Here is a 26,121-nt window from a genome sequence, read left to right as displayed (position 1 = left end):
AAATAGCAAAAGATAAATCAGTCAACTCAAACTCTTCAGTAGATAAATTATTGAAGTCATCACTCGTTACAATAAGCGAATATTCTTGACTATTATTTTCTAATGATCCTTTATGCGACACTTTAATTGTATAAGTTCCTGCTTCGGCACCATCAAACTCAATTTTCTCTATATTGTCTACATCATTATCTGCTAGTACTGCTATTAGATTATTGAAATCTTTATTTAGTCTCCAAGGCAAATACTCTACTCCGTCTTTATATACACGTAAATCTAAATCATTTACTAAAGAAGGATTATTTTTTGCATAATCTTCATTATAGTTATTCCTACTTGCCTCACCGTACGGATCGGTCCAAGCTAAAGTCACAATAACTTTCCCTCCGCTTTCTTTTACAATGAACTCCTTTTCGTACGTTGTTCCTTGTATTAGTTCATTTTCTTCCAATAAAGCTAATCCTTCTTTTGCACCATTTAAAACCTGAACTCCAGCTTTTGCATTGATTAATCCCCATCCATAAATATGGTCAGGACCTGATGCACTTCCTGCTTCATCAGCAGTATGTGCCATCAAAGCGCGAATAGATGCAGATTTTAGTGGCATTTCTCTATTCTCCATTGCCCATTGTTGCCATAAAGCAATCACACCTGTAACTGCCGGAGCTGCCATAGATGTACCATCAAATGATGCATAAGCATCAGTTCTAGGCACGCCTGTTATAGGTGTTGGCAATACATAATTAGTAGAGAGAACATTTACTCCCTTAGCCGAAATATCTGGTTTAATACGAAAATCATTCGTAGGCCCATTACTGCTAAAATCAGAAATGCGCACACTAGCTGGATTTGTATAGTTAGCTACTTGATTCACTGCTGCGACAACAATCACGTTTTTAGCTACAGATCCTCCTAAAAGCATATCTGTTCCATTTTTAGTAGGATTCAATTGAGTATAATATCGTTGATCATTTCCTGCTGCAACAACAGGTTGATAATATTTATTATTACTAGTCACCCAATCATATACCTGAGCAGTTCCATCATAAGCACCAAAATAATTAGCTCTTACATATATTGTTCCATCATCACCAATCGCAGCCATACCATAGGAATGATTTGAAACTAACAGAGCATTAGTAGCAGCCTCCTCATCCATCTCTTCATAATCATCATCCCAATCATAACTTACTACCTGAGCTTCAGGCGCAATTCCTTTTGCAGAAGCGTTGAGCCCTTTTGCAGCAATTGTCCCTGTTACGTGTGTAGCATGTGAACGTCCTCTAACAAATCTAGTTCGATTTGATTGACTCAATCGAGACAAATCAGGTAAATCATTTTTAAGTGCAATTCTTGAAGTTCCATTTACACCTTGTAATTCCATATGTGTATCTAAAGCTGGAGCGCCATCCCATACACCAACCGTAATACCTTTCCCGTCAAGATTTAAACCTAAGCTTCCTCCTGGTGCTATATCATTTACTCTTGCTGTTACGCGACTTCCTGCATTACTTGTAATATAGTAAATATAAGTACCAAACTCATCTACTCGCTGTAACGAATAGGCTCTACCATCTTCTGTAACACCTGATATTGGTCTATTATTGGCTTTTGCTAGTTCATGAGCTTCTATTTTTTGAGCCGTAAGCTTTTTTGCAACATTTACGTAACCTGCTTGGGCAACACTTTCTTTATAGCTATTCACTATTTTTCGCTTTTGCTCTTGATTTTGTGCTTGCACACTAAAACTACACAATGCAGCAAAGCTCAATACTAAAACAATATTTTTTTTCATGATATTTTGTTTAACTTCTATAGGTGTATTCATTCATGGGTGGAAAGGTAAAATTTTAATCTTATAAAAATAAATGCTTTGGTTAATTTTAACAGAAAAATCAGTATCTTACTAGTTAAGTCCTATTACAGCACCTGTAATGGGCTTATAAACCCAATGCTAATGCGTCCAGTACTACTATTTACTTGTCCTAATGCTTCTTTTGCGTAAGAAGAATATTGATACCAACGACCGATGTAAGCCGCATAAAATCGTAAGTTCAAATTTTTAAATGGACGATATTGAACCATCGGACTTACTCCATAGCTTGTTCGTATATGATTATTTTCCGTTTCACCAGCAACGTGATGTTGTGCATAAGCATTGCTTGTCATCAAGGTTAAAGAAAGATACAATTTAGTATATACTTGATAATCTATTCGTGTCCAATGATCCATATAAGACACATCTTCAGCCATCACTGGTTTTTCTTCCTGAAACATAGAACTAATTATTCCACGCTTATCTAATGCATCATGACTATATTGGAAATCATACATCCACGTTAAATTTTTATGTTGGTATTTATTCCCTAGTGCTATATAATACATCCCCTTATTCTTTGCTTGAGAGAAATAACTATAACTATAGGACGTTTGGAATTGATCATTCCAAAAACTTCCCCTCCAATTTCCTACGAAAGCCAACGGCGTTTTTGATTCTTCTAGCCCTTGAGGGATAGCAATTGTTCCTTCCTGTTTCAGTTTATTAGCGCTCGTATTGAGTATTTGTACATTGAAGCGATGCTTTGTTGTGGCTTTATATCCCACTCCAAAACCAACCAAATAATTTTCAGCGTGGTCTAGGATATCATTATAGGCCAAGACCTCAATAGGATTTAAATCATATTCATAACCTCCCCAATCAGATGAAAGCTTACCAATAGTAAAGTTCACTTTATCCGTTGCTTTCACATCAATGAAAGCAATGTCAACAGTAGAATTAACGTGGTCCAAGGTACCCGTTGTTGGCGCTGCAGTCATTCGATTTCTAAAACGAAATCCTACTCGATCGTGCACTTTTGCACTAATATCAATACGCAATTCATTGCCATCAAAGTGACTTGTTGTAGGTTTTGCTTTTTCTACATAAGAATCAAGCCCATATCGCATAAGAAAAACCAGATCAAAATCTTTGAGTAGATTTTGTTTGTTGACGGGGATTAAGGGATTATAAAGAGAATCATTTACACTCGTTTGCTGTCCAAAAGCAAATGTCGACATTCCCACCAATACTAAACTCACAAGTCGTTTCATACCTTCATCATTATTTTAATTTTTAATTCATTTACTTGTGTTTTTATTGAATCATACACAGCTTTAAAACTGAGTACCTCTAAAAAATCACAATTGATTAAAAATCAAATAACATGCCGTTTTTAATTTTTATTTCAAAAACGAACAAATCTTTAATGATTTATATGAATACTATAACGACTTCACGATATAATGTAAACTTATTGTCTCTATTTTATTTTTTTAAAAATTTCACTTGTTGCTTTCCCCCTCCTCCTTTAATGGTAAGGAAATACATTCCACTAGGTAAAAAAGATACATTCAAACTCTGTCTATTCGTTGCTTGCATAGGCATTGTTGTTATATACTTTCCTGTTCGGTCGTAAATTACAGCTTCTATTGCTGAAAAAACAAACGCTTGCGGTATTTCTATATTAAGAATATCTCCCACTGGATTCGGCCATGCAATAATTTTTTCTACTTCCTTGTCCTCGTTCGCCGATTCTAGAACAACTCCAGAATACGTATTGCCATTCACAATTAAGCTATAATCTTGCACTTGATTTACAAGTTGTCCTTTATGTGAGACCACAATTTCATAAACTCCTAATTCGGGGTTGTCTATATCAATTCGTTCAACATTATCTACCTGATTATCTCCTCGTACCGCCTTACTTACCGTATAACCATTCGTCAGTTTCCACGGAAAATACTCAACTCCATCTTTATACACGCGCAGGTCTAAATCATTCACAAGGTTTTTAATCCCTTTATCTTCTGAAAAATTCGCTTCACTATACGTACCGGCAACATCTGTCCAGCAGATTGTAAATGACAGTTGTTCCATTTCTTCCATTACCTTAATACGTAGACTTTTGGATTTCTTATTCAATAACGTCTCTTCCCTAACAATTGCTTGTTTTTTATCTGCTGCATCTAACAATTGAATTCCATTCCATGCATGAATCACTCCCCATCCTGTTCTTGCATTTGGCCCTTTTTCGATAGCAATTGCTTCTGCACTATTAATCATAATACCCTTGATTGTAGCTGCTTTATATGGAAACTTTTTGTAATTCAGTACCCATTGTTGCCATAATAATAAAATTCCAGCAACAGAAGGCGCTGCCATAGAAGTCCCACTTAACGTAGTATATAAATTATCCTTCTCAATTTCTCCATTGCTAAAACGATATTTATAAGCAGATGATACTACATCCTTGCCTATTGCAGCAATATCTGGCTTAATTCGGAAATCATTCGTTGGCCCATTGCTACTAAATTCAGTCTCATTCAGCATACCTCCTTCATATACCCCAACAGCCCCTACGACAATTGCATTCTTTGCATTCGCATGTCCTAAGAGTAAGTCCATGCCTTTCTTATCTGGATTAACTATATCTGCATATAATTTATCATTCCCTGCTGCTACAACAGGCTGTAAATAAGGATACAAATAAGTCAATTGATCCAGATGTACCGCATCAATCGAATATGCTCCAAAATAATCCCGTGGCACTAGCGGTTGTTTATTATCATCAATCGCCGCTATTCCATAAGAATGATTAGACACTAAAACGCCTTGTTTTCCGAGATTTCCTAATTTGACCATATCATTTTCCCATTGATAGCTCAATGCTTCAGCTTGAGGAGCCATCCCCTTAGCCTCTTCTTTTCTTCCTTCTGCCAGAATAGTTCCTACCACATGGGTAGCATGATTTCTTCTGCGTTCTATTGCTGCAAAAACAGTATCACCTTCTACTACATTTTCATTCCAATTATCTAGCATTTTAACCCTTGATTGAGCCTGACCTCCAAATTCGATATGTTTAGCAAAAGCCAAATCACCATCAATAACTCCAACAACCATTTCTTGTCCTAACAGGGTGTTGAACGCTTGATTACTTGATGCATTCAATTGATTGACTCCACTAACCCTTCTTGAAATTGCGTTGTGGGTTTTAAAGTATATTACCGCATTTCGTTCTACACGTTGTGCCTGATAATAATTAACCTCATCTGTAAATTGAGCCTTAAAATTAATGTTGTTCTTTTGATAGTCACGCAACTTTTCACGTGCTACAGCCTCCTCATTCGTTATCTTTTGCAAGGCCAACTTTGCTACATCCGTTGTGTATTGTTGTTGCAATTGTTGTCGTACAGCAAGGGATTGAGCAGATAAGCTCGCTCCTACTAAACAGAAAAGCATACTCAAAAGGGGAGTCATTTTAATCATAGCTTATATTTATGAGAATCAAAGATTAATATCTTGACATTTTTTGATTCGAAAGTGAGGTTTAAATTTATAATAAATTAAGTCAATTACAATATATTTTTATCTTTGACATTCAGTAAACCAAAAACTATTCTACCTTATGTATGTAAAGAAAGTGATTATAGGCGTTGCATTAGGCGCTGCTGTATTTTCCATCTCTTGTCAAAACCAGTCAAAATGGGATGAAACCAATGCTTTTTATCACGAAAGCGAACTACCTTACCATACGGCTGATTTTTCAAAAATAAAAAACAAAGATTTTAAACCTGCATTACTAGAGGGAATGCGCCAGCAAACGGAAGCTATTGAAAAGATAACATCTACTAGTGAAGAACCAACTTTCATCAATACGATTGAGGCTTTAGAACTATCTGGATCCCTTCTTACTCGAGTAAGCAATGTTTTTTACTTGTTAACAGGAGCACATACCAACGATGAGTTAATTGCTATTAACAATGAACTTGCTCCAAAATTTGCCATCCATACTGATGGTATTTATTTAAATGACGCCCTTTTTGAGCGTGTAAAAAAACTATATGAAGATAGAACAGTCCTAGGACTTAATGAAGAGCAGATAAGACTTATCGATGTTTATTACGAACGTTTTTTACAAGCAGGAGCTAATTTAAATGCAGCGGATAAAGAACAATTAAAACAGCTCAATCAAGAAATTGCTACATTAACCAATGATTTTAGTGATAAACTTTTAGCTGCGACAAAATCAGGATCCATTTCTTTTACCAAAGAAGAACTAGAGGGATTATCTGAAAATGAACTGGCATCTCTGCCTCAAAAGGATGGAAAATATACGATTGATCTAAATAACACGACGCAACAACCCGCTTTAAGTCAATTAAAACGCAAAGAAACACGTGATAAATTATTCAATGCTTCGTGGATTCGCGCAGAAAAAGGAGATAAAAACGATACGCGTTCAACGATTATCGCTTTAACGAAGAAAAGAGCAGCCAAAGCTAAATTACTAGGTTTTGATACATATGCGGCTTGGAGTCTTCAAGGAACAATGGCACAAAATCCAGATAATGTTTTTTCGATGTTGTCTAAATTAAGTCCTTATGCCATTCAAGCAGTAAAAGAAGAAACAACCCTATTAGAAGAAGTAAATAAATCTGGTGTTGCCTTAACTGCGGCAGACTGGGATTATTATGCAGAACAAGTAAGACAAGAAAAATTCGCCTTGAACCAAGAAGAACTAAAGCCTTACTTTGAATTAGAGAAAGTACTCAAAGATGGTGTTTTCTTTATGGCAAAATACTTGTATGATATTTCTTACATTGAACGTACAGATTTACCCGTTTGGCATGAAGATGTCAAGGTTTATGAGTTCTTCAATAAAGATGGAAGTCAACTAGGATTATTTTATACAGATTATTTCCAACGCGACTCAAAACAAGGAGGTGCTTGGATGAGCAATATTGTAGATCAATCGCATTTAACTAAGCAGTTACCAGTAATCTATAATGTAGCGAATTTTCCTAAACCAGCAGAAGGACAAGCTACCCTATTGACCTTAGATCAAGTGGTAACTTTATTCCATGAATTTGGACATGCGCTACATGGTTTATTTGCAAATCAGATGTATCCAACCCTATCAGGAACTAATGTATCCCGTGATTTTGTTGAGTTTCCATCTCAGTTTCATGAACATTTCGCTTTTGATCCTATTATCTTAGATAATTACGCCAAACATTACCAAACGGGGTATGTAATGCCACAACAATTTGCAGACAATATTAAAGCTGCAGCAGGTTTTAATAAAGGCTATAGTTTAACCGAATTATTAGGCGCTACCCTACTAGACTTAGCTTGGCATAGTATTGATGCATCAACTGAGATTACCGATGTAGATCAATTCGAAAGAGAAGCCTTGGAAAAACATGGTATCTATTCAGAAATGGTTCCACCTAGATATCGTTCTTCTTACTTCAGCCATATTTTTGGTGGTGGATATGCTGCGGGATATTACTCGTATAAATGGTCAGAAATGATTGATTATGATGCATACGCTTGGTTAATGGAAAACGGAGGTATTTCACCAAGAAATGGAGAAATTCTACGCAAAATGCTATTCTCTAGAGGAAATACACTTCCATTAGATAAATTATATCGCGATTTCAGAGGGAAAGACCCGAATATAGATGCTTACCTTAAGTATTCTGATTTTACGCAAGAACAATAAATTATATCAATAAATAAGAGCAGCTACTCCTTCAAGTAGCTGCTCTTATTTTATACTACTCTTTTTCGCGTAACTAGAAAATAGTACCTTTGCACGCAAAATAATCTTTTTTCAGATGAATATAAAACTACTAGCTATTGGCAAAACAGATAATAAGGAATTACAAACCTTAATGAATGATTACATGAAACGCTTGTCTTTTTACGTCAAATTTGACATGGAAATCATTGCCGATATCAAGAATGCTAAAAACTTATCTGAAGCTCAGCAAAAACAAAAAGAAGGGGAACTAATTTTAAGCAAAATTAATCCCACTGATTTTTTGATTTTACTCGATGAAAAAGGAAAAGAATTTACAAGTGTAGGTTTTGCAGATGAATTACAAAAGAGAATGAATGCTGGAATTAAGACATTGGTATTTGTCATTGGAGGCCCTTATGGATTTTCGGAAGAGGTGTATCAAAACGCAAAAGGGAAAATATCACTTTCAAAAATGACATTTTCCCATCAAATGATTCGCTTATTTATTATTGAGCAGCTCTATCGCGGGTTTACAATTTTACGCAATGAGCCTTATCACCATCAATAGTTTAATAGATTCTATCTTGGTCTACAAATTGATCTTTGATTTTTAATTCCTCTAATAACACTCGCATCTGCAAATATTTTTCGAAATCTAATTCCTTGCTAAATCCCAGTAGCAGACTATCTCGTCCTTGCACTACTTCCGCTACTTGATCACGCGTGATGGCTTTTCCTTCAAAAAACACATCATTAGAAGCGTTCACGTAAAGTAAATTTGCAGTTGAACTTGGACGCTCGAAAACGTAATCTAGGCGTTTAAATGGAAAAAAGGACAAGTGTTTATTTAGCGTATCCGCATAGCTATAAAAAACTCCTTTTTCATCCATGTGTAAATTCGTTTTGTCGTATTTTTTATTTTTAATCTCCGACACTATTTCCAATACTTCTTTTGCATTGAGCTCACGTTCGATATGAAAAATAAAATTAGTTCCCCCGATTTTATTGTTATCATTTAAGTGCGGGTGAATTCCATCCTCTGCGTATTCGATGTAAATAGGCGAATGGTCATCAATTCCTTCTTCTACAATATAAGCTGCACGTGCTAATTTCATCTCTTTTTTATCACAGCTCATCAATAAACAAAGAATAGGTAATACAAACAGTAATTTTCTCATATCATCAATTGGTTTAAAATTTTTCTAACTTCATTTGCTTCTTTCACATCGTGCACACGTATAATTTGTGCTCCTTTTTGTAAGGCAATTGTATTCAACACACTTGTTCCATTCAATGCCTCTTGCGGGGTACAATCTAAGAGTTTATACAGCATCGATTTACGGGATATCCCTACTAACAAAGGCAATTCAAAACAGTGAAAATGCTCTAATTTAGCCATCAACTCGTAATTTTGTTCCGTTGTTTTAGCAAAACCAAAACCAGGATCTAAAATAACATCGTTTATTTTAGCTGCCCTAGCTTGTGCTAGTCGTTCTGAAAAATAGTAACGCATATCCACTACTAAATCATCATAGGTTGTAAGACTTTGCATGGTCTTTGGGTTTCCTCTCATGTGCATCATAATGTAAGGTACTTGTAACTCCCCTACTACCTCAATCATTCGATCATCCAATAAACCCGCAGCAATATCATTTACTATAGCTCCCCCTGCCTCTATAGCTTCTTGAGCTACTCTAGCGCGAAAGGTGTCAATAGACAATTTAATTCCTGGAAAATGATTGACCAATAAGGTTACTACACCAACCAAACGCTTGATTTCTTCCTCTTCACTCACAAATTCAGCGCTAGGCTTAGAAGAATAAGCTCCTAAATCAATAAAATCCGCCCCATCTATAAGCATTTTTTCAACTTGATTTAGAAAATCAACATCAGTCTTGTATTTGCCGCCATCGTAGAAGGAATTGGGAGTTACATTCAAAATCCCCATGATTCTAGGCGTAGATAAATCAATTAATTCTCCTTTGCAATTTATTGTCATACAGCACAATTCAATATTTTATCTTATTTTTATTTATATTTAATTTTTCAAAAGGTGTAACATTATTTTCAACACCATAGTATTATTACTATTTTTGAAAAATAATCCATTACAAATATAGTTTAAATGAGTACTACTTCTATACAATATGATCAGGTAATTGCTATTTGCAAATCGTTATTCCAAAAAAAGATGCACGATTATGGCTGTGCTTGGCGCATCATGCGTTTAAGCTCTTTAACGGATCAGATTTATATCAAAGCACAACGCTTGAGAAGTATTCAGGAGAACACAGTGCGCAAAGTTGACGAAGGAGAAATTCCGGAATTCATTGGCATCATAAACTACTGTGTTATGGCTTTAATTAATGCGGAGATTGGCGTAGGAAAATATGCTGATTTAACAGCGGAAGAAGTGGAAACGCTTTACGACAAACATGTATTAGAGACCAAAACCTTAATGGAAAATAAAAATCACGATTACGGAGAAGCGTGGCGTGATTTACGCGTTAGTTCACTAACGGATTTGATTTTACAAAAGTTACTTCGCGTCAAGCAAATTGAAGACAACAAAGGAAAGACGTTGGCTTCTGAAGGCATAGAAGCGAATTATCAAGATATGTTGAATTATGCTGTATTTGCTTTGATTCACCTTGAATTAATAAACGAATAAATAACCATCAACCACTAATTATGAAGATCATCACGCAATTGTCGCGCATTTTTGTAGGCGTATTATTTATTTTATCCGGTTTAGTAAAACTGAATGATCCTACAGGTTTCTCTTTTAAACTAGAGGAATATTTTTCGGAAGCAGTTTTAAACTTACCATTTTTAGCGCCCTACGCCCTATCTTTAGCAGTAGTATTAGTTATTGCTGAAGTGATTTTAGGTGTTGCCTTATTACTGGGCTTTATGCGTAAATTGACATTGACGTTATTATTTTTAATGATCGTATTTTTTACGTTCTTGACCTTTTATTCTGCTTATTTCAACAAAGTAACAGACTGTGGTTGTTTCGGAGATGCAGTACCTTTAACACCTTGGGGATCCTTCACCAAAGATATTGTGTTGTTGATTCTCATTTTGATACTCATTAAATTCAAATCATTCATTAAACCGATATTCCAAGCAAAAACCAATAACCTCATCATGATGATTACTATTGTTTTGTGTTGTTTTATGGGGTATTGGGTATTGAATCACTTGCCTTTAAAAGATTTTAGAGCGTATAAAGTAGGAACTGATATTCAAAAGGGAATGGAAATTCCTGCCGATGCTCCTAAAGCAGAATACCAAATGACATTCTACTACAACGTAAATGGCAAAGAGGAAAAATTCACAGATAAAGAATTAGGTAATATTCCTGAAGGTGCTGAGTTTGTTCGTCGAGAAGATATTCAGTTGAGCGAAGGTTTCCAACCAGCTATTCACGATTTAACGATGGATTTGGATGGAGAAGAGCACTTAGAACAAATGTTACAAGAGCCTAAACTAATTTGGATTATTTCGTACGATTTAGAACGTGCAGATGCAGAAGGTTTACAAGCAATGAAAGACTTTGCAAATAAAGCTATTGTGAAAGGCTATGTTGTAGCTGGATTAACTGCTTCAAGCAATGCTATTATTGATGATGTAATTAAGAAATACGAATTGCCTTTTATCTACTATACTTCTGATGCCACAACGTTGAAAACAATTGAACGTGCAAATCCAAGTATAGTTGTATTGGAAAAAGGAATCATTGTAGAAAAGAAACACTGGAAAGACCGCAATCAGGTTACCTTAAAATAAAAAAATCTTGTTGACTTATTTCATCAAAAAAATGTGTTATGCCTTACTAACCCTATGGGGAGTTGTAAGTGTAGTTTTCTTTTTATTTACAATTTTACCTGGTGACCCAGCTCGAATGATGTTGGATCAAAATGAAAGTGCAGAACAGCTTTTGGCTATCAAAAAGAAGTATGGATTTGATCAACCCATTAGCAAACAATATGTATTGTATTTGAATGATTTATCTCCTATTTCCTTACATAGTACACAAACAGAAGACTATAGTTTTAGACATGAAAATAAGTACACTGGAATTGTTTTCCTTACTGTAGGACAAACCGAAGTGATGCTCAAAGTACCGTATTTACGAGAGAGCTTTCAGAAAAATGGCAAAACTGTGAGTAGTATTTTAGCAGAAACACTGCCTAATACGGTACTTCTTGCAACAGTAGCTATTGGAATAGCCCTTTGTATTGGTGTTTTATTGGGGGTAATTTCCGCCTTGTATGTCAATACGTGGTTGGATCGTCTAATTTCGGTAGTTAGTACTTTTGGAATGAGTATTCCTTCTTTCTTTAGTGCCATTTTATTTGCCTGGATATTTGGTTATCTCTTACATCGTTATACGCAATTGCCGATGACTGGTAGTTTATACGAAGTCGATGATTATGGTGAAGGTCGCTATTTAGCCTTGCGCAATATCATCCTCCCATCTCTAGTTTTGGGTATTCGTCCATTATCTGTTGTGATTCAATTGATGCGCAATTCCCTGTTAGAAGTATTGAGTTTGGATTACATCCGAACAGCCAAAGCCAAAGGAATGAGCACTACCCAAGTCATCTACAAACACGCATTAAAAAATGCATTGAATCCTGTGGTAACTGCACTATCAGGATGGTTTGCCTCCATGTTAGCGGGTGCCGTTTTTGTCGAATACATATTCGGCTGGAATGGCTTAGGCAAAGAAATTGTAGAAGCCTTGAACACATTAGATCTCCCTATTATCATGGGAGCGGTACTTACTATTGCAACCGCTTTCGTAATCGTAACAATTTTAGTAGATTTGATCTATGCTTATTTAGATCCTAGAATAAAGCTAAACGAATAAATATTGATTATTATGAAGAAAATTTTTATCACCCTTTCTATACTTGCTTTAACAGCTACAGCTTGTAAGCAACAAACAGAGAAGTTAGAAGTTATCTCAACAGAGGAAGCTACAACAACTTCGACACCAGAAGAAACACCCGTTGATGCAACGCAATTCAAACCAGAAGCGTTAACCCAAGTATTCCACAAATTAGATGGAAGTACAATTACTTTTCAAGAAATCCTTGCACAATACACAGGGAAGAATATCTTAATTGATGTTTGGGCTGCTTGGTGTCCGGATTGTATTAAAGCACTACCTGAGATTAAAACAATTAAAGCTGAATTTCCAGATGTGGTATTTGTCAATTTATCATTAGATAAAACACCAGAAGCGTGGAAAGAAGCGATAGCGAAATACGGGATTGAAGGAGAGCAATTTCACCTCAACGATGAGAAACGCATGAAAGGAACTTTTGGACAAGCTATTGAATTGAACTGGATTCCGCGCTATATTGTGATAAACAAAGAAGGAAAAATTGAGCTTTTTAACGCGACAGAGAAAAACTTTGGAGAGATTAAAGCCTTATTAAATACATTACAATAATTATGAGACACCAAATTGTTGCTGGAAACTGGAAAATGCACAAGAATCTTTCAGAAACTCATGTGCTATTAGATGAATTAATTGAACTATTGCCTACGGGTAAAGAAGTGGAAGTTATTGTAGCTCCTGCTTTTACCAATTTAGCTAGTGCAGTAAATCACTTAGAAGGAACTAACATTCAAGTGGCCGCTCAAAATATGCATCAAGCTGAAGGTGGTGCTTTTACGGGAGAAATTTCGGCTCAAATGTTATTGAGTGTTGGTGTTGAAACAGTAATTATCGGGCACTCTGAACGAAGACATTACTTTAAAGAAACCGATGCGATTTTAGCAGATAAAGTAAATACGGCTTTAAGACATAATATGCGCGTAATTTACTGTATTGGTGAAGAGCTAAAAGACCGAGAAAGCAAACAGTATCTCAACGTTATTTTCAACCAATTAAGAGATGGATTATTTCATTTATCTAAAGCACAATGGGAGCATATTGTAATTGCTTATGAACCAGTATGGGCTATTGGAACTGGAGAAACAGCGACACCAGAACAAGCACAAGAAATTCACGCCTTTATTCGTCAAGAAATTGAACGTCAATACGACAAAATGGTTGCAGAGAATACCTCTATTTTATATGGAGGTAGTGTGAAACCGAACAATGCAAAAGAGATTTTCTCAAAACCCGATGTTGATGGTGGTTTAATTGGTGGAGCAGCACTTGTTGCCGCTGATTTTGCAGCTATTGTAGCAGCAATCTAATCGAACTTTTATTCTATTTATATCATAGCCTATCTCTTGTAGATGGGCTTTTTTTTGCTTTCCTTTTTACTTATTTATAAAGATTCTAAATAATTTATTATCTTTGTCCTACAAAAGTAAACAACAACATGTCCTATAATCAAGAAATTATAACCTACAGTCAAGATAAATCAGTCAAAAATGGAGTGGTTTTAAAAGAATTGGCTCCTCAAACATTAGAGGAAGATATACTAGGATTAACACATCGAGATGATTATTACGTTTTCATCCTCGTACTTAATGGTACGTTCCGCATCAACTGTGAATTGCAAACACATGAATTACAGACGAGCGATTTATTTCTGATTAAACCCTATCAGATTCATACCATAGAAGAATACAGTGAAGATTTTTTTGCTCATTTTTTAAGCATACAAGACTTTCGTATTCCAGATGATTTGACCTATCTCCTTTTTAATTTACCTAATACACAACAGTGTATTCCTTTAAAAACAGAAGCTCGTCAAACGCTACTGGATACCATTCACCTCTTAACCAAATACGAAACAAAACAAGAAGAATATACCACAGAGATAACCAATGGTTTATTTCAGGCTATTATATACAAAATTGGTTCTCTTTTTAAAGAAAATACGCGCGTACCTGAAGTTTCGGCTATCAATCAATCGAATGTAATTACGTCTAAATTCAAACGTTTAATTACTACGCAAACTCATTTGCGACAGCCCTCCTATTTTGCCGATCTTTTGTTTATTACACCTGCACACTTAAATGACTGTGTCAAAAAGACAACAGGGCAAACAGTTAGTTATTGGTTGAAAAAATCGATTATTGATGAAGCTAAACGCTTGTTGTACTATACGACTAAGTCTGTAAAGGAAATTGCTTTTGAATTAGGATACGAGGATCATACTTATTTTTCTCGTTTGTTTAAAAAGCACGTCAAACAAACCCCTTTACAATTCCGCGGTGATTTTATCGTTATTGTACATTAACGTTTACTTATAGGTTAGTAAAGATTCATAAGGATCACCTGTTAGTCCGAGTAATTTTGCAAACGTAGGCTCTGTTTTGAGTCCTGCGCGTTTATGTTCAATCACTTGAGCTTTAAACTCAGGTCCGTGTTCAAGTAAAATTGCGTGTTCAATCAACATATGGCGGTATCCATATTGTTCTGTCACAGGGATTGTTTGAGCAAAAATTTCGATTTGAAAATAATCTAATATAAAATTGGCTACATACGTTTGTTCCGTACGCAAAGAAAAAATCAAATCTGTAAATCCACTGCAGTTTTTGAAATGAGCTTGAACTTTTGCTTGAAACACTTCAATATCCATACAATGACAAGCAATATCGATATCACTTGTTTCAATGGCAATATCAAGAGGAAATGTTCCCACAACAACAGGACTATAACCTTCTAAACATTCTAAAACGTTATGAGTTGTTAACGTATGATATACTTGTTGTTGCACAGCACTCCCTGTTTTTAAATACGCAATAGCAGTAAAATCAAGGTCCATTTAATGTGCATTCATTTTAGAAAATAGGTTGATGATTACCACCCCCAATACAATAAAAGCCATTCCGATGATTGCAGGTAAATCTGGTTTTTGTCCATAAACAAGAATAGCGACAACCGTCACCAAAACGATTCCAATACCTGACCAAATTGCATAAGCGATTCCCACAGGAATAGTGCGAAGTGTCAAACTCAAGAAATAAAAGGCTACTGCATACATCACAATAGTTATTACACTCGGAATGAGTTTAGTAAACTCATGGGATGCTTTTAAAGCACTAGTAGCAATTACCTCACTAACAATAGCAATAAGTAAGAAAAGAAAATTTTTCACCGTCTACGTAATTAAAAGACAAAGGTAAACTAGATTCTTCAAATAGAAAGAATCGCCTTTGTATTTTATCCTATAAAACCTGAACTCCCTTTATTCCCTCATATACCAATAGTGATCTACTCCATCTAAATCAAAGGTGTATGCGGCATGAAAACCAATTTTACCTAAAACGCGTTTTGAGCTTTCATTTTCTACTTCCGCAACAGCAAAAACAGGATGTTGTTGAAAGTTCTTGGCGGCATAATCTAAACACGCTAAAGCTGCTTCCGTGGCATACCCTTTTCCCCAGGCATCAAAGCGAAAACGATACGCTAAATCTAAATACTCGCGTAGACCATTTAGTCCATTTTCAACAAGTTTAAACCCACACCAACCGATAAACTCTTGGGTATCTTTTTTAATAATTGCCCAACGGCCTATACCAAAATCAGCATATTGTTTTTGAATAAATTCAATAATTTCATTGGCTTCTTCCATGGAAGTAATTACCATACTTCCTACGTATTTTACTACGCGTTCATCGCTATCTAAGTTGTAGATTCCCTCCGCATCTTCTTTTGTTATTTGTCGAATAATCAAGCGATCTGTTTCAATAATTGTAGTCATAGTTGTTTTGTTTGTTACTAATTTAATAAAATTATTCTTATAAAATAACGAGTATACTAAAAACTACTTGGATATGGCGAGAGGGTGAGGTTTGTTCTTTGTGAGGTTTGTTCTTTGTGAGGTTTGTGCTTTGTGAGGTTTGCTCTTTGTGAGGTTTGCTCTTTGTGAGGTTTGCTCTTTGCAAAGTGAAAGACAAACCTCACAACGCACACAAGGAACAAACGGCGCTATCTGCTTTAATCGATAAATCTTACGACTTCGCAAAAAAACAAAAAAGCGATTTCACAAAGCACGAACCTCACAAAGAGCAAAGAGCAAACCTCACCCCCCTCATCACCTCATCGCCTCCCCCCTATTCAACAAATCGCTTAAAAATCACACTTGAGGTATGTCCGCCAAAACCAAAGGTATTATTCATAGCGACGTCCACTGTTTTATGTTGCGCTACATGAGGGGTTAGATTTAATGCGCTACTAATAGCAGGATCTAGCGTTGTCAAATTAATCGTTGGAGGGATAATTCCTTCCGTTATACTCTTAATACACAAAATAGATTCAATGGCTCCTGCAGCACCTAGTAGATGTCCTGTCATGGATTTAGTTGCACTAATATTCAATTGATCCAGATTATCCTTAAACAGCTGCTCAATCGCTTTACATTCGCTAATATCGCCTACTGGTGTAGAAGTAGCATGCGCGTTGATATAATCCACGGCTTGAGTGGTTAACTTAGCATCCTCTAAGGCTTGCTGCATTGCAGCGATAGCACCTTCTCCTTCTGGATGTGTTGCAGCTACGTGATACGCATCAGATGCAGATCCATAGCCCACTAGTTCACAGTAAATTTTAGCGCCTCTCTTTTGGGCGTGTTCTAATTCCTCTAATAATAGAATACCAGCACCTTCTCCTGCAACAAATCCTGTTCGATTGGCATCAAAAGGACGCGAAGCTTGAGTAGGGTCTTCATTAGCCGTAGACAAGGCTTTCATGGCATTAAATCCTGCAATAGCAGATTGACAAATAGTCGCTTCAGTTCCTCCTGCTAGGATAGCATCTGCTCTTCCTAGGCGAATAGCATCAAAAGCGCTTCCTATTGCATTATTAGCTGCGGCACAAGCCGATGCAACTGCATAGCTAATTCCCTTTAAACCAAAGCGAATGGAGATTTGACCAGCAGCCATGTTAGAGATCATTTTAGTAATAAAAAAAGGATTGAATTTTGGTTGACTTGTATCTTTTCCAAAATTTAAGATTTCCTCTTCTAAAGTTTCCAATCCTCCAATACCAGTAGCAATAATTGCTCCTATGCGATGACGATTAACTGTATCCCAATCCAACTGAGCATCTGCTAGACATTCCTCACTAGCCGCAATTGCATATTGGGTGAATAAATCCATCTTTCGAGCTTCCGGTTTTGTAAAGTAATCTAAAGGATCAAATCCTTTCACTTCACAAGCAAATTTGGTTTTGAAGTTAGCAGCATCAAAATGAGTAATAGCTGCGGCTCCACTTTGTCCTTGAATGACATTATTCCAAAAAGTGTCCACATTATTTCCCAGGGGGGTAATTGCACCTAAACCTGTAATAACAACTCTCTTCATATTTTTCTGTTTTTTTTATACTTACTAATAAGTAAGTAGTAGGGTTAAAAAAAATTATCTTGTCTCTTTAATAAGGAGCCTCCTTATTTTAACTGTTCCAAAAGGGTATAGCAATAGCCCTTATAATCCACATATTTATTTACTCTGGTTAATTGTAAACTAGCAACCAAACTTGATAGAAATAAGAATGCACGTTGTTGTTCTTCCTCTTTGAAATGAAAAATGCCTTGTTCTTTTCCTTCTTTTAATACACTAGTTAACCAGTTTACGATTAAATCTACAATCTTAGTCACTTCGACTTGTGTGGTAGGAAACAACGTATCAATATCAGTTGATAAAGCCCCTACAATACACAGTTTACGCTCTCTTTGACTCTTGATATAAATCTTGATAAAGGTTTCAATCTTCTTGATTGGATCAAATTGCAACGCTTCCATATTCGCTATCATTTCTTCAAAGCGCTGGATATTCGTTTTTACAATACTTGTTCCTAAATTCTCTTTACTGGCAAAATAATAATGAATAGCCGCATTTTTAATTCCCAATGCAGTAGAAATATCTTGATAGCTAAATCCGTTAAATCCTTTTGTCAAGATTAATTCTTCACCTAGTTCTAGTATACGTTCTCTTGTCCCCGACATACTTATCTATTTAATATCAGGACAATATTACTTACTAATTAGTAAGTAAACAATTTTTTTAACTTTTTGTTTTTGAGGCTATCCCATTAAAAGAGATTCTTACTGAAGAAAAATAACCTGTATTGTCCTTTGTTCTTTTTTTTCCTATCACTAAGCTAATTGAAGTACAGCAAGGGATTTCCTAGCCAAACGACAATCAACTAAAAGAAGAAATAACCACTTGTTCTCCTTTAGCCTAGCACAAAAAAAAACAATCCTTTAAAAGGATTGCTTTTTATATTTTTACTAATCAACGATAAATCATCACTGTAAACCGTCAACCATTAACTGTCCACTGTAAACCCTCTTATTCCTTTACGTATTTAGGTGGAACAGTCGTATGATTACCATCTACATTTCTACTCACTATAAAATGAGGAGATGCCATTTCGATATTATTTTCTGCAAACACATCTTGTGCATGCTGACGTAAGTCAGAATATATTTTAGCCGTTAATTTCGCTTCTTTGATGTATACATTGAGCTGATAGTCGACATAAAAATCTCTGAATTGATCTTGTAGAATAAATGGTTTTTGACGTTTCAATACGTGTTCCGTACGATTCGCTACTTCATATAACATTTCGTGAACTTTTTGCCATGGCACGTCATATCCTACGGCAATTGTAGTGTGCAAAATTAAGCCGTGTTCTTTTGCTGACTGAGAATAATTCACCGTATGCGCCGACATGATGTTGGAGTTAGGTATGGTGATAATCTCATTTTTAGGCGTTTTGATACGCGTAACCAAAGGTGTTTTTTCCAATACATCCCCTGTATATTCTCCTAACTTAATACGGTCTCCTATTTTAAATGGACGCATATAAGTAATCACTAGTCCTGCCACTAAGTTTCCAATAACAGAGGTCGATCCTAATGACACAACGATACCCGCAAATACCGAAACACCTTTAAAAATCTCGGAATCTGAATTAGGTAAATATGGAAATATCAAGATGAACATAAAAATGAACATCAACGCACTGACGATGTTATATGTTGGAAATGCCCAATCTGGATAGAATCCTTTTAATGTAATTTTATTATTGGCTATTTTTTCTGCGAGCGAACGAACAAACTTCTGTATATATCTAAAGATAAAAACAATCACTAAGATTGTGAATAGCTTAGGCATATACGACTTGATACTTCTTCCTACCGATTTCAGTGGTGACATCACATAATCCAACAATTGATCAGAAATGTGTTTCGTAAATGGGAACAGCTTAAAGATAATCAGCAATCCAATGTACAAGAAAATCAAGACAATAATGAATCGAATCACTTTAGCCATGGTAATTGTCGTAAGCATTGCACGATGATCATCAATGATTCCAAACATTCCCTTAATCCTCTTCCCGCGTTGTTTCCATATCATTACCTTCGCTCTTCTATAGCAATAGTAGATGTACTTGATAATAAATATTTCGGCGATAATGATTCCAATTGTACCAGCAATTTGCAACAACAATTGTTGCCAGCTCATGCTGTGTTGTTGTAATTCTACCGTTTCAATAATTTGTTCTTTATAAAACTGGGCTGCTTGGATTTTGGTTTTATTTTCTTGAGTTGCCTGAATTGTATCAACACTCATCAAAATCTCATTCTCATACATCAGATTGAGGTAGTTTCCAGTATCGACAAGTTTAATTGAATCCCCTTCAAACAAATAATTATCCACTAAGGTTGCAATCTTATTTTCAATCGATTTAGCCCGTTGTTTCGAGGTAAACGAACCGATATTTCCATATACATTAAACAATGTATCATGCATGACAATAACGGGTGTTTTTTCTAAAACGATAAATTCAGGTTGCACCGCTGCAACTTTTTCTGGTGTGGTTGGTTTTTTATTCTTAGCCCATGAAGCACATCCTAAGAGGATTGTGGCAATTAAAACAAGAAGGCGAATATGCGACACATAGTATTTCATACGTAAAGGAGTTCTTAATATCAAAGCAAATTTAACTGAAAAATCCGAATATAAAATCTTATTTTACTTGTAAGGTGCAATACTTTTTTTATTTTTTAACAATTAAATCCCACCGTTTTATTTTGTTTCAATTGCATCTTAAAATCTTTATTTCTTCCTCATAGACAAGCATTTATAAAACCCCTATTTCTAGGGATGCTGTAGAAAGGGCAAATAAAGTACCTTCGTATTATCATTTCAATTAGGTTCTCATGCGTTTATCATTTCTATTACTTGGTATTTTTTCTTTTTTTAGTTGTTATTCAACCAAAGAAAAGACGGTTGATGCGCAAACGAAGCAACAACTCTACCCTTACCTAACCAAAAACCATACCTATATTTACGTAGATCGCGACGATAACCCTGTAATTTCAACAGCCTTTACCTCAGCAGGCTTGTTTACTTCCACAGGTTATGCCGTTGTAGAAAATGACAAAGGAGAAACTGCTGTGATCAATACAGCAGGGAAAGTAGTAGTTCCTTTTCTGGCACGTTATGTTTCACTCCAAGTCCTACAGGATGCATTAACCGTGGTGTATACCCGAGAAACCTATACGAAAAACTCGCGCTTTTGGGAATGGGAATGGAATATCTTTTCAGGATTAAAAACAGAAGTACAACGTCAGAAATTTGAGGTTTACATCTTAGAAACCAACCAGGTTCTATTTGCGGAACAATTGAGTGACAAGGCTTCCCTTCCCACTTATGTCGACACGATAGATTCGGAGCACTTTATCTTTAACCAAACCCTTTATAAACGAAAAGGGCAGCGTTTAACTAAACAAAAAAGCAACATCATCCATTGGTTTGATACAAACAAACTTTTACAGCGCAATGGCGCTCAATTTTCCATTCTTACCCTAGAAAATAAACAACAGACGCTTTCGAATTTGGAAGCTACTCAACAGGTTACTTTTGAAGTAAACGGAGAAGAACTCCTCCTTACAGAAGTCAATAAAAGTCGTTATTATTCTGAAATTCCCGAAATATTATACCATCCCAAAACAAAAGAGTACAGAATCGAACCTTTATTTGAAAAAGTTCTGCCAAGACAAATAAAAATCCGAAATGACGCAGATTTCGCCTACCTTCAAAAAGTAAGTTATATTAACTCGGTACCTGATTATCCTTATTTTATTCTCGGCGTATTTGATTTTGACCATTGGGCCTTTCAGTGGAAATACCTAACAGAAGATGGTACACTACTGGATACTATTGATGCCCCCGACTTTTTTGTTGTAGATGCGATGTCACGAGTGCAAAGACCACATCCAACAGAACTGATTTCAACCGATCAGATTCCAGCTCCTTGGTGTTTGGGCGCCGTAACAAAATACAGCGGATTTACCCATTTATTTAAAATAACACTCAAACAAGAAGGGCAAGACAATCGCTATGGTTTGTGGAATACCCAAACGAAACAATGGGAACTCCAACCTATTTACCGCGACTTTTATTGGTTAGATGTGGATCAAGGTTTATTAGCCTTAGCCCAAGAAGATAATCAATATGTGGTGTACAACTACTTGACCAAAAAAAATACAACCGCTGCTGTGTTTAACTATATTGATACTTCCGGTTGGGTTACCCAAGTAGATACTGCTGGAACAAAAACTTCTTTTTATCTTGATTTTGCAACAGCCAAAGCCTATATGGAAAATACTAAATAGAAAAAGAGCTTAAACATGATCTGTTTAAGCTCTTTTGGCTAACTAATTACAAATGAATAACAATAAATAAATTATTTATACGAGGCAATTTTCACAACATTTCCTACTGTTCCATCACCTAGATCTTTAATTTCTAACCCTTTTGTAAAGGTTGCAGTCGTTCTATTTAACAAGTAAACGTAAGATTTCGCTGCTGCAGTAATAGGTACAAATACCTCATCTCCTTCCACATAAGGCGTTCCGATTTCAGCAATTAACGCTGGATCTTCTAAACCGTCAATCCATTGGAATTGTCCAGTTTTTGCATTAAATAAAGCTAGTTTATTTGCTGGTGCCATATTCCAAGATTGGTCTGTATTCGCAAACATGTTCAAGATAAATTGGTCTTTCCCTACAGCATATACTTTGTATACTTTATGTCCGCCTGATTTTGCTTCTAAATCAAAATAGTATGAACTATCAAATTTCAACGTATTCTTGTCAAATTTCAATACAGCTGAAGGTTTTGTAGAGAATGCTCCTTTTTCTTGGCTAATCATCGCTGAAGGCGAGAATACATAAATATCACCACTCGCTCCTTTACCAATTGTAGATACACGACTTGATCTGTAACGTGCAACAGCAAAGCTCATGCGATCATCTTTTACAACATCTTCTAAGACTACTCTATTTTCTGGTGCTTGTGACATATCCAATTTAAAGATAGCCAACCAAGCTCTATCTCTAAAATTAGAGGTATTATCTTGGTCGCTATTGGCAGTGATTTTAAATGGCTCAATAGCCATTACAAAACGGTCATTTCCAATATCTTCCAATCCTGCAAAGTTTGCATATTCTCCTTGCTCTGCAATATTTTCTACATTGACAAATGAAGTAAATTCAATTGCTCCTGTAACCCCATTGATAAAGTTAAATGCTTGTCCTTTTTTACCATTTTCTAATTCAATTCCTCCTGTAGTCGAGATCATAAAACGTCCGAACGGTTGGATAAACTCCTCTCTATTTGGTAAATCTACTAAGGTATTTTCTTGTAAACGCAAGTCTTTGTTTAACAACCAGCTTTGCATTCCAGAAGGATCTCCTTTTCTGTATTCAAAGACATACGCGCGTAAATCTTTAAACATATAGATATTTTTACCTAAGGCCGTTTTTCCGTTTCCTCTTACACTAATTGATCCTTCTTTTAGGTTATCAACTTCTAACAATAAGTTTGTTTTTGAAGCACTTGCACCTAAGATATATTTCGTACCAATTAAATCTTCTGGTTCTCTGTCCCCATCATCAATTACCTCATCATCATCTCCTCCTCCAGGTTTTGAATTATCATCACTTGAACAGCTTGTCAAAGTAAATGCACTAACTAAAAAAGCTAATACAACTGTAGATAGAACTCTTTTTTTCATTTTAATTTGATATTATAGATTATTACTTTAGTTATTTTTAGTAGCTATAGCGTATTTTAAACATGAAGCTTCTTCCTGGTTTTTGAAAACTATAATTGTCATACGCCAATTTGTCGAAAACATTATTCGCTTCAACAGTTGCATGTAAACTGTTGTTGAAAAAACTATACGATGCACTAAGATCATGTACTATTTGAGAAGGAATCCAAATTGGGTTCTCTCCAATACTACTGAAATCATAGCTGTAATGATCAATATAGCGCAGGTTGTATCCTACGTTTAAATTATTTCCTTTAACAATTACATCTTTGAATAGAAAACCAGCATCTAAAGATCCAAAGAAGTAAGGTTCATTGGGAATACGTTCATTGTAGTATGAATTGAGTTCATCACTGCCAATGGCATATTTTTGTTTACTTCGAATACTTTGCGTCGTTAAACTTCCTCCTAGTTGTAAGAAATCATTGTATACATAACGAGCTTCAACATTTAATCCTACACTTTCTACTCCTCCAATATTCACACTAGATGCGCGTGAACCTGATCCGTAGGGGTTGCTTCGAATATAATCTTCCGTTTTGCGGTATACAAAACCAGCATCAGCAAAAACAGCGTGTACTTTATCTAAAACAGTAGAATAGCTTAAATTGAAGTTGTAGTTATTTCCTGCTTCTGGCTTCAAATCTGTATTTCCCCAAACCATATCACCATCACCGAATAATTCACTATCTGTAGGTAAGCGATAGGTTTTTTCAAAAGAAGATTTCACTTGAAAATCCTTCCATAAATAAGTTGCTGCAATTCCATATCCACTTTTGTCTACACTGGTACTTTCACTTAAATACGTATGTTTGATCGAATAGTGTTTTCCAAATACAGAGACATTCAAATTGTCTAGGATATTGTATCGGTATGATAACGCAGTAATATTTTTTAAACTTCTGCGTGTCGTTTCACTTTTCTTCTCGCTTTCTGTTTCTTTTACAGCTAGCGGATCTTCTGTTTTTCTATTGAAGTAATAAATCACATTATTCAAACTAAAAGAATGCTTGTCATTTACTTTATAGCTTACATTCGCTGTAGTAGATCCGTTGTGGTCAAAGAATTTCACTAAAGAAGGGCCTCCTCCAGATTCACCTCTCTTCATCGTTTTGATACGCTCACCAGCCCAATTGTATTTATATCGAGAAGTATCGATATTTTGGTTGTATCCACCGTTGTAATTTGACGTCAAGGCAACATCTAATCCTTCCGTAAATAAATTGCGCTTACTATATTCTAAGGAAGGCATAATCGTTACAGAACGGCGCTTTTTCTGTCCGAATACTTTTTCCATAATCGTTCCGGTTTGCACACCTTTTTTTCCTTCTCCGTAGGTAAATCCAATCAATAAACGATCGGCATAAGATTTATCTAATACCCCTACTTTCGCCACAACAGTTGCCGTTTGAAAACGGTCATTGAAACGTTTTACCCATTTTTTTTCTTTGGAATATACCCCTGTTTTTAAATTGGCAACTGGCACATATACTTTGTAATTATTGTCTGAGTAATTTTGAAAAGCATTTACTTGGAAAGTCATGCCGTTATCGAATACTTTACTCACATTCAAGTGACTTTTGTATGTATTAAAAGATCCTGTTGTAAAAGAAGCATCAATCTTCGTTTCTTTGGATTTGTTGGTAATAATATTAACTGCACCACCTAAGGCGTCTGAACCAAATTCTACTGGAACAACCCCTTTGTATACTTCTATACGATCCACCATCGTAATAGGTAGGTTGTTGATTTTGAATTCACTTCCAAATCCTTCCATCGGAACTCCATCCATAAAAAATCGAATATGACGTCCACTGAAACCATTCATTGAAAACGTATAATCAGAACCTTCCGCTCCATCTCTTCTCACTTTCACTCCAGATACACGATCTAACGCTCCCGAAACGTCTAAAGAAGAATTGTATAAAGGCTTGGCATCAATAGCAATCACATTATACGCTGATTCTCTTACTTTTTCTATAGGCTTCTTCACTTGGAGTACAACATCATCTAAAATAGCTTCCTTTGCTCTTAAAACGATGTTTTGCTTCACATGCCCTCCATCTTCTACTTTGACATTCATCTCTTTAGTCTCATAACTTACGTGTTGAACTACAAGCTTATATGTTCCACCAGAACCTAATTTCAACCTAAATGCACCTTGCTCATCCGTCAAATCATTTTTCTTTGTATCCATTAAAATAATGGTAGCAAAATCAATTGGTTTTCCTTTTTCATCTTGGACAATCCCAGATATCATGGTTGGTTTATGTTGCGCTTGAACAGCAAGTATTTGACCAAGTATACAGACTGTTAATAATAGAAATTTCCTCATTACTAAGAAATTGAAATAGATTAGTAAATATGTTTATTTAGACTTATTATAAACAGAAGCAAATATATAGACTTTTTTAACATATCTAAAAATAAATTAGACTAAATTTAAATAAGGAGATTTTAGCCACAAAAATATTCGAACAGTATTGTCCAAGGAGGTTAAAATAATAAGGA

General features: G+C 35.6%; 22 protein-coding genes. 9 read left to right on the top strand and 13 right to left on the bottom strand.

The features are described 5' to 3' along the window. The 3 genes from ACUTSE_RS10075 to ACUTSE_RS10065 all read right to left on the bottom strand — a co-directional run. The coding region (locus ACUTSE_RS10075) for a S8 family serine peptidase (protein WP_445640131.1) at positions 1-1,792 on the bottom strand (1,792 nt) is incomplete at its 3' end. 125 nt (positions 1,793-1,917) lie between these two features. Then, positions 1,918-3,087 (bottom strand): porin, encoded by a 1,170-nt coding sequence (locus ACUTSE_RS10070; protein WP_445640130.1) that lies wholly within the window; start codon positions 3,085-3,087, stop codon positions 1,918-1,920. Positions 3,088-3,301: 214 nt separating this feature from the next. Next, on the bottom strand, positions 3,302-5,302 hold the full coding sequence (locus ACUTSE_RS10065; RefSeq protein ID WP_445640129.1) for a S8 family serine peptidase: 2,001 nt from the start codon (positions 5,300-5,302) through the stop codon (positions 3,302-3,304). Positions 5,303-5,441: 139 nt separating this feature from the next. Between ACUTSE_RS10065 and ACUTSE_RS10060 the strand changes: the two genes are divergently transcribed. Next, positions 5,442-7,541: a M3 family metallopeptidase gene (locus ACUTSE_RS10060; protein WP_445640128.1), complete on the top strand. Its 2,100-nt coding sequence runs from the start codon at positions 5,442-5,444 to the stop codon at positions 7,539-7,541. Between the two features lie 115 nt (positions 7,542-7,656). Next, positions 7,657-8,130, top strand: a complete 474-nt coding sequence (gene rlmH, locus ACUTSE_RS10055; protein WP_002990723.1) for a 23S rRNA (pseudouridine(1915)-N(3))-methyltransferase RlmH — start codon at positions 7,657-7,659, stop codon at positions 8,128-8,130. Between the two features lies 1 nt (position 8,131). Here the strand turns inward: rlmH and ACUTSE_RS10050 are convergent, their stop codons facing one another. After that, positions 8,132-8,740, bottom strand: a complete 609-nt coding sequence (locus ACUTSE_RS10050) for a hypothetical protein (protein WP_445640127.1) — start codon at positions 8,738-8,740, stop codon at positions 8,132-8,134. Next, positions 8,737-9,561: a dihydropteroate synthase gene (gene folP, locus ACUTSE_RS10045; RefSeq protein ID WP_445640126.1), complete on the bottom strand. Its 825-nt coding sequence runs from the start codon at positions 9,559-9,561 to the stop codon at positions 8,737-8,739. Before folP ends, ACUTSE_RS10050 begins: the two co-directional genes overlap by 4 nt. Positions 9,562-9,687: 126 nt before the next feature. Between folP and ACUTSE_RS10040 the strand changes: the two genes are divergently transcribed. From ACUTSE_RS10040 to ACUTSE_RS10015, 6 genes are all read left to right on the top strand, one after another. After that, positions 9,688-10,233 carry a DUF1599 domain-containing protein gene (locus ACUTSE_RS10040; protein ID WP_002990715.1) on the top strand — a complete coding sequence of 182 codons (546 nt, stop codon included), beginning with the start codon at positions 9,688-9,690 and terminating at the stop codon, positions 10,231-10,233. 20 nt (positions 10,234-10,253) lie between these two features. Further along, complete coding sequence (locus tag ACUTSE_RS10035) at positions 10,254-11,354, top strand: BT_3928 family protein (RefSeq protein ID WP_445640125.1); 1,101 nt, start codon at positions 10,254-10,256, stop codon at positions 11,352-11,354. A gap of 7 nt (positions 11,355-11,361) precedes the next feature. Beyond that, complete coding sequence (locus ACUTSE_RS10030; RefSeq protein ID WP_445640124.1) at positions 11,362-12,441, top strand: ABC transporter permease; 1,080 nt, start codon at positions 11,362-11,364, stop codon at positions 12,439-12,441. A gap of 12 nt (positions 12,442-12,453) precedes the next feature. Next, entirely contained in the window at positions 12,454-13,029 is a 576-nt protein-coding gene (locus tag ACUTSE_RS10025) for a TlpA family protein disulfide reductase (protein ID WP_002990706.1), read from the top strand. Positions 13,030-13,031: 2 nt separating this feature from the next. Then, positions 13,032-13,784, top strand: a complete 753-nt coding sequence (tpiA, locus tag ACUTSE_RS10020; protein ID WP_445640123.1) for a triose-phosphate isomerase — start codon at positions 13,032-13,034, stop codon at positions 13,782-13,784. Between the two features lie 128 nt (positions 13,785-13,912). Continuing rightward, complete coding sequence (locus ACUTSE_RS10015; protein WP_445640122.1) at positions 13,913-14,779, top strand: AraC family transcriptional regulator; 867 nt, start codon at positions 13,913-13,915, stop codon at positions 14,777-14,779. A 3-nt stretch (positions 14,780-14,782) separates the two neighbouring features. Here ACUTSE_RS10015 and ACUTSE_RS10010 read toward each other — a convergent pair whose 3' ends face one another. The 6 genes from ACUTSE_RS10010 to ACUTSE_RS09985 all read right to left on the bottom strand — a co-directional run bounded on the left by ACUTSE_RS10010 (position 14,783) and on the right by ACUTSE_RS09985 (position 20,459). Further along, positions 14,783-15,307, bottom strand: a complete 525-nt coding sequence (locus ACUTSE_RS10010; protein ID WP_445640121.1) for a DUF4269 domain-containing protein — start codon at positions 15,305-15,307, stop codon at positions 14,783-14,785. After that, on the bottom strand, positions 15,308-15,640 hold the full coding sequence (locus tag ACUTSE_RS10005) for a DMT family transporter (protein ID WP_445640120.1): 333 nt from the start codon (positions 15,638-15,640) through the stop codon (positions 15,308-15,310). It abuts the gene before it with no gap. Positions 15,641-15,730: 90 nt separating this feature from the next. Further along, positions 15,731-16,246, bottom strand: a complete 516-nt coding sequence (locus ACUTSE_RS10000) for a GNAT family N-acetyltransferase (protein WP_002990694.1) — start codon at positions 16,244-16,246, stop codon at positions 15,731-15,733. 352 nt (positions 16,247-16,598) lie between these two features. Further along, positions 16,599-17,846 (bottom strand): beta-ketoacyl-ACP synthase II, encoded by a 1,248-nt coding sequence (gene fabF, locus ACUTSE_RS09995; protein WP_445640119.1) that lies wholly within the window; start codon positions 17,844-17,846, stop codon positions 16,599-16,601. Positions 17,847-17,929: 83 nt separating this feature from the next. Next, entirely contained in the window at positions 17,930-18,487 is a 558-nt protein-coding gene (locus tag ACUTSE_RS09990; RefSeq protein ID WP_445640118.1) for a TetR/AcrR family transcriptional regulator, read from the bottom strand. Between the two features lie 346 nt (positions 18,488-18,833). Next, positions 18,834-20,459, bottom strand: a complete 1,626-nt coding sequence (locus tag ACUTSE_RS09985; protein WP_445640117.1) for a mechanosensitive ion channel family protein — start codon at positions 20,457-20,459, stop codon at positions 18,834-18,836. Positions 20,460-20,710: 251 nt separating this feature from the next. On the opposite strand from ACUTSE_RS09985, the gene ACUTSE_RS09980 reads away from it, so the two are divergent. Then, positions 20,711-22,168 (top strand): hypothetical protein, encoded by a 1,458-nt coding sequence (locus tag ACUTSE_RS09980; RefSeq protein WP_445640116.1) that lies wholly within the window; start codon positions 20,711-20,713, stop codon positions 22,166-22,168. 71 nt (positions 22,169-22,239) lie between these two features. On the opposite strand, the gene ACUTSE_RS09975 is transcribed toward ACUTSE_RS09980, so the two are convergent. Then, positions 22,240-23,571 carry a DUF4374 domain-containing protein gene (locus ACUTSE_RS09975; RefSeq protein WP_445640115.1) on the bottom strand — a complete coding sequence of 444 codons (1,332 nt, stop codon included), beginning with the start codon at positions 23,569-23,571 and terminating at the stop codon, positions 22,240-22,242. Positions 23,572-23,608: 37 nt separating this feature from the next. Continuing rightward, complete coding sequence (locus ACUTSE_RS09970) at positions 23,609-25,945, bottom strand: TonB-dependent receptor (RefSeq protein ID WP_445640114.1); 2,337 nt, start codon at positions 25,943-25,945, stop codon at positions 23,609-23,611. Positions 25,946-26,121: the final 176 nt, after the last annotated feature.

The organism is Myroides sp. TSA_177.3 (assembly GCF_052691955.1).
The sequence above is the reverse complement of the archived record's forward strand: the minus strand, read 5'-3'. Positions and strand labels throughout refer to the sequence as shown.